The following is a 5,251-nucleotide window of genomic DNA, read 5'->3' on the forward strand; positions in this document are numbered from 1 at the left end:
GAGCGACGCCCGACGACGTGCAGACGCTCGTGCGCCGCGGCAACACGCTGCTCGGGCTGCGCCGCCCTGACGAGGCGCTGGCGTCGTTCGACCGCGCGCTCGCGGTGTCGCCGCTGGTGCTCGATGCGCTTTGCAATCGCGGCAGCGCGCTGCGCGCGTTGAGTCGTTTCGACGAGGCGCTCGATACCTACGATCGCGCGCTGATGGTCGACCCGCGTTCGTTCGAATCGTGGTTCAACCGCGGCCTCGTACTGCGCGAGCTGCGGCGGCCGGCCGATGCGCTGCAGTGCTTCGAGCGCGCCAACGCGATCCGGCCCGGCATGGCCGCGATCATGGCCGAGCGCGGTCGCACGCTGATCGATCTCGATCGGCCGGGCGAGGCGCTCGACGCGTTCAATGAAGCGATCGCTGCCGATCCCGCGCGGATCGACGTGCTTTACAACAGCGCGGTCGCGCTCGAACGGCTCGGCCGCGCGGACGAAGCGCTCGCCCGCTGCGAGCGCGTGCTGAGTGTCGATCCGGATCATGTCCGCGCCCACGCGAGCCGCGGCAATGCGCTGCTGCAGCTCAAGCGCCACGATGACGCGCTGGCTGCGTACGCGCGTGCGCTGGCGCTCGATCCGCACTCGGCGGAGACGTTGTGCAATCGCGGCACCGCGTTGCGTTACCTGAAGCGTTACGACGACGCGCTGGCCAGCTACGACGCCGCGCTTGCGCGCGACGCGCGGTTCGCCGAAGCGTGGACCAACCGCAGCAGCGTGCTGCAGGATCTGCATCGCTACGACGAAGCGATGGCGTCGCTCGACCGTGCGCTCGCACTGCGCCCCGATCACGCGACGAACTGGCTCAACCGCGGCAACCTGCATTTCGAAACGGCGCGCACGGACGATGCGCTTGCCTCGTACGACCGCGCGATCACGCTGCAACCCGACTACGCCGAAGCGCATTTCGCACGTGCGTCGTTGTATCTGATCGAAGGCGATTTCGCGCGCGGCTGGCCCGAGTATGAATGGCGGCTGCGCGATGCGCAGCTTGCGCGGCACTACCGGCCGTTCACGCAGCCGGCGTGGCAGGGCGACACGCCGCTCGACGGCCGGACGGTGCTGATTCACGCGGAGCAAGGATTCGGCGACACGCTGCATTTTTGCCGCTATGTGCCGCTGGTGGCCGCACGTGGCGCGCGGGTCGTGTTCGAGGTGCAGCCGCAACTGCGCGCGCTGATGGCGTCGCTGTCCGGCGCTGCCCACGTGATTGCGCGCGGCGAACCGTTGCCGGCGTTCGACTGCCAGGTCCCGTTGTTGAGCCTGCCGCATGCGTTTCGCACCGACGAAACCACGATTCCGCATGCCGGCGCCTATCTGCATGCCGACCCGCAGCGCACGCGCCAGTGGGACGCGCTGCTCGGCGAGCGGCGCCGGCCACGGATCGGGATCGCATGGGCCGGCAATCCGGAGCACCGGAACGATCACAACCGGTCGATCGATTTCTCGCGGCTCGCGCCGTTGTTCGATCTCGACGTCGACTGGATCAGTCTGCAAAAGCCCGTGCGCGAACGCGACGAGGCGCTGCTCGCGAATGCGCCGGTGCGTCGCGTCGACGACGAACTCGGCGACTTCGCGGACACGGCCGCGCTGATCGGCGCGCTGGATCTCGTGATTGCGGTCGATTCCGCCGTCGCGCATCTGGCGGGCGCGCTGGGCCGCGCGGTCTGGGTGCTGCTGCCCGATCCGGCGGAGTGGCGCTGGATGCGCACGCGCGGCGACAGCCCGTGGTATCCGTCCGCGCGGCTGTTCCGGCAGGCCGTGCCGGGGGACTGGACAGGCGCGATCGACGCGGTGCGTGCCGCGATCGTGCCGATGACACGTTAGACACGACACGCGATACCAACAGCGACAAGTGGGGGCCATACGATGACACCGAACGGGGAAGGGACGACACTCGCGAGCGCGCCGGTCGCGCCGGATCGCCGTCCGCCCGATACCGCGCAACTCGAACGGCTGCTCCTGCGCGCGCGCAAAGCGCACCACGAGGGCGCGCTGCAGCATGCGGAGCACGCGTATACCGAATTGCTGACGCTCGATCCCGAGCATCCGGAGGCGCTGCACCTGCTCGGCGCGGTGCGCTTCCAGCAAGGGCGGCTCGACGATGCCGAGCCGCTGATGCGGCGCTCGATCGAGCATCGGCCGGTGCCGCTCGCGCTCGCGAATTACGCGGCGGTGCTGACCGGGCTCGGGCGGGAGCACGACGCGCTCGTGCGTCTCGACGAAGCACTCGCGATCAACCCGGTTCATCAGCGCGTGCTGTTTCAGCGCGCGGGCCTGCTCGGTCAGCTCGCCCGCTACGACGACGCATGCACGGTCTACGATCGGCTGCTCGAGCTGACGCCCGGTTTTGCCGACGGCTATGTGAAGCGCAGCGACATGCTGCGCGCGCTCGGCCGTCACGACGAAGCGCTTGCCGATTGCGATCGGTCGATCGCGCTGGCCGGGCGTTCGTTCGATGCGATGCGCGGACGCGGCCTCGCGCTGCGCGAACTCGGCCGCTTCCGCGATGCAGTCGACAGCTACGGCTACGCGCTCGCTCAGACGCCCGGCAACGCCGAAGTGCTGTTCCTGCGCGGTGTCGCGTATCTCGATCTGCACGATCCCGAGCGCGCGCTCGCGGATTTCAACGCGGCGATCGCGGCGAGCCCGACTTTCATCGATGCGATCTTCAACAGCTCGATCGCGCTCGAGCTGCTCGACCGGCACGACGAAGCGCTCGTGCGCTGCGACCGCGTGCTCGCGATCGATCCGCGCCACGCGCGGGCACTGGCGAACCGCGGCAACGCGGCCAGCCACCTGGAACGCTATCGCGACGCGGCCGACAGCTATGCGCGTGCACTCGACGCGGAACCGCGCAGCACCGGCGTGCTGTGCAACTACGCGAGCGCGCTGATGCGCATCGAACGTCACGACGATGCACGCGACATGTGCGACCGCGCGCTCGCGCTCGATGCGGGCTACGTGCCCGCCTGGTTCACGCGCGGCCGCGTGCAGCTCGAGACGCACTGCTACGAGGCCGCGCTCGACGATTTCGCGCGCGTGATCGAGGCGACGCCGCGCGACAAGCTTGCGCATTTTCATCAAGCAAACGCACTGCGTGCGCTGCGGCAGCACGACGCCGCGCGGCAGGCCTATGCGGACGCGATCGAGATCGATCCCGACTACGTGCTCGCGCACTGCATGCGTGCGTTCCTGTGCCTGTCGATCGGCGATTTCGAAGCGGGTTGGGCCGAGTATGAATGGCGTTGGCGCGATACGCAGCTCGATGCGAGCCGGCGCACGTTCGCGCAGCCGCGCTGGACTCACGGGATGCCGCTCGACGGCAAGACGATCCTGCTGTACCCGGAACAGGGGCTCGGCGACACGCTGCAGTTCTGCCGCTATGTCCCGCTCGTGAAAGCGCTCGGTGCACGCGTCGTGCTCGAAGCGCCGGTCGAGCTGAAGGCGCTGTTCGCGACGCTCGTCGGCGTCGATACGCTCGTCGCGCGCGGCGAGCCGCTGCCGCCGTTCGACCTGCATTGCCCGCTGCTGAGCCTGCCGCTCGAATTCCGTACCGACCTGGCGTCGATTCCCGCCGGCGCTCCGTATCTTGCTGCCGACCCCGTGCGTGTCGAGCAATGGCGCGAACGGCTCGGCGCAGCGACGCGACCGCGGATCGGTCTCGTGTGGTCCGGCAATCCGCTGCACCTGAACGACCGCAACCGCTCGATGACGCTCGCGGATCTGCTGCCGCTGTTCGACGACCGTTACGAATGGATCAGCCTGCAGAAGGTGGTCCGCGACGAAGATCGCCCGGTGCTCGACGCGAGCGCGGTCCGCTTCGTCGGCGACGACCTCGCGGACTTCGCCGATACAGCGGCGCTGACTGCGCTGATGGATGGCATCGTCAGCGTCGATACGTCCGTCGCGCACCTCGCCGGCGCACTCGGCCGGCCGCTTGCGCTGATGATTCCGCATACGCCCGATTTCCGCTGGCTGCTCGAGCGGGACGACAGCCCGTGGTATCCGTCCGCGCGACTCTTCCGCCAGCCCGAGGGCGGGCAGTGGGCGCCCGTCGTCGAGCGGATCGCAGCCGGGTTGCCGGCACTCGTCGTCGGCGGCGGCGTGCAATGAGTGCGCGCCGCGAGGGTGCTCCGTTGACCGGCGTCGGACCTGGCGCAACCGCCGCGCCAATGCGCGCGGTGCTCGACGATGCGCTGCGCCAGGCGCGCGCGCGGCTCGAACTGCGCGACTTCGCGGGGGCGGGACGGCTCTACGAAGGCGTGCTGACGATGGCGCCCGACCATGTCGAGGCGCTGCACTTGCTGGGTCTCGTGTATCTGCAGCTCGGCGATCCTGCACGGGCGGAGCCGCTGATCGCGCGCTCGATGGGGTTCGGGCTGAACCAGCCATGGAATCTGGCGAACCATGCGGCCGCGCTGACGGGCGTCGGTCGCCATCGCGATGCGCTCGCGCTTGCCGACCGCGCACTCGCGGCCGATCCGGACCATGCGCCGTCGAATGCGGCGCGCGGCGATGCGCTGCTCGCGCTCGGGCAATACGACGCGGCGCTGACGGCCTACGATCGGGCACTCGTGCGGGAACCGGCCCATGTCGCGGCGTGGCGCAAGCGCGGCGAGACGCTGCGCTGGCTTGAACGGCCTGCCGATGCGCTGATCAGCGTCGAGCGCGCGTTGCGGCTCGATCCGGGCGATGCCGCCGCGAACATCGAACGCGGGCATGCGTTGCGTGCACTCGGCCATCGCGAGCAGGCGTTGCACAGCTATCAGCTCGCGATGGTCGTGCGTGGCAAGACGCCCGAACTCGTCTACGCGTGCGGTGTCGTGATGACCGAACTCGGCCGTCCGGCCGACGCGCTCGCGTGTCTCGACGAAGGGCTCGCACGACAGCCGAAAGACGAGCAGTTGCTGTACGCAAGTTGTGTGGCGCTGGATCTGCTTCACGCCCGCGACGAATTGCTGAAGCGCTGCGACCGGCTGCTTGCGCTCAATCGCGGCAACGTCGCGGCGTGGGTCGGGCGCGGCAATGCGCTGCTCGGGCTCGAACGTCATGCGGAAGCTGCCGAGGCCTACGCGCAAGCGCTGGCGCGCAATCCCGACGATATCGACGCGCGCCGCAACAGCGCGGCCGCGCTGCGCGCGCTCGGCCGGTTCGACGACGCGCTCGCCGATTACGACGCGGCGCTGGCACTGACGGGCCCGCATGCG

The 5,251-nt window shown here is 69.5% G+C and carries 3 protein-coding genes; all 3 read left to right on the forward strand.

Translation table 11 applies throughout. From position 1 onward, the window contains the following. Positions 1-1,868, forward strand: a 1,868-nt coding sequence (locus G3N99_RS34370) for a tetratricopeptide repeat protein (protein ID WP_206124595.1), incomplete at its 5' end; no start/stop codon positions are given. Between the two features lie 42 nt (positions 1,869-1,910). Beyond that, positions 1,911-4,157 (forward strand): tetratricopeptide repeat protein, encoded by a 2,247-nt coding sequence (locus tag G3N99_RS34375; protein WP_206124596.1) that lies wholly within the window; start codon positions 1,911-1,913, stop codon positions 4,155-4,157. Then, positions 4,154-5,251 (forward strand): tetratricopeptide repeat protein (locus tag G3N99_RS34380; RefSeq protein WP_206124597.1); only part of this gene is annotated, 1,098 nt, incomplete at its 3' end. The genes G3N99_RS34375 and G3N99_RS34380, both read left to right, overlap by 4 nt.

The sequence above is a fragment of the Burkholderia sp. Ac-20392 genome (assembly GCF_017104585.1).
Taxonomy (GTDB): domain Bacteria; phylum Pseudomonadota; class Gammaproteobacteria; order Burkholderiales; family Burkholderiaceae; genus Burkholderia; species Burkholderia lata.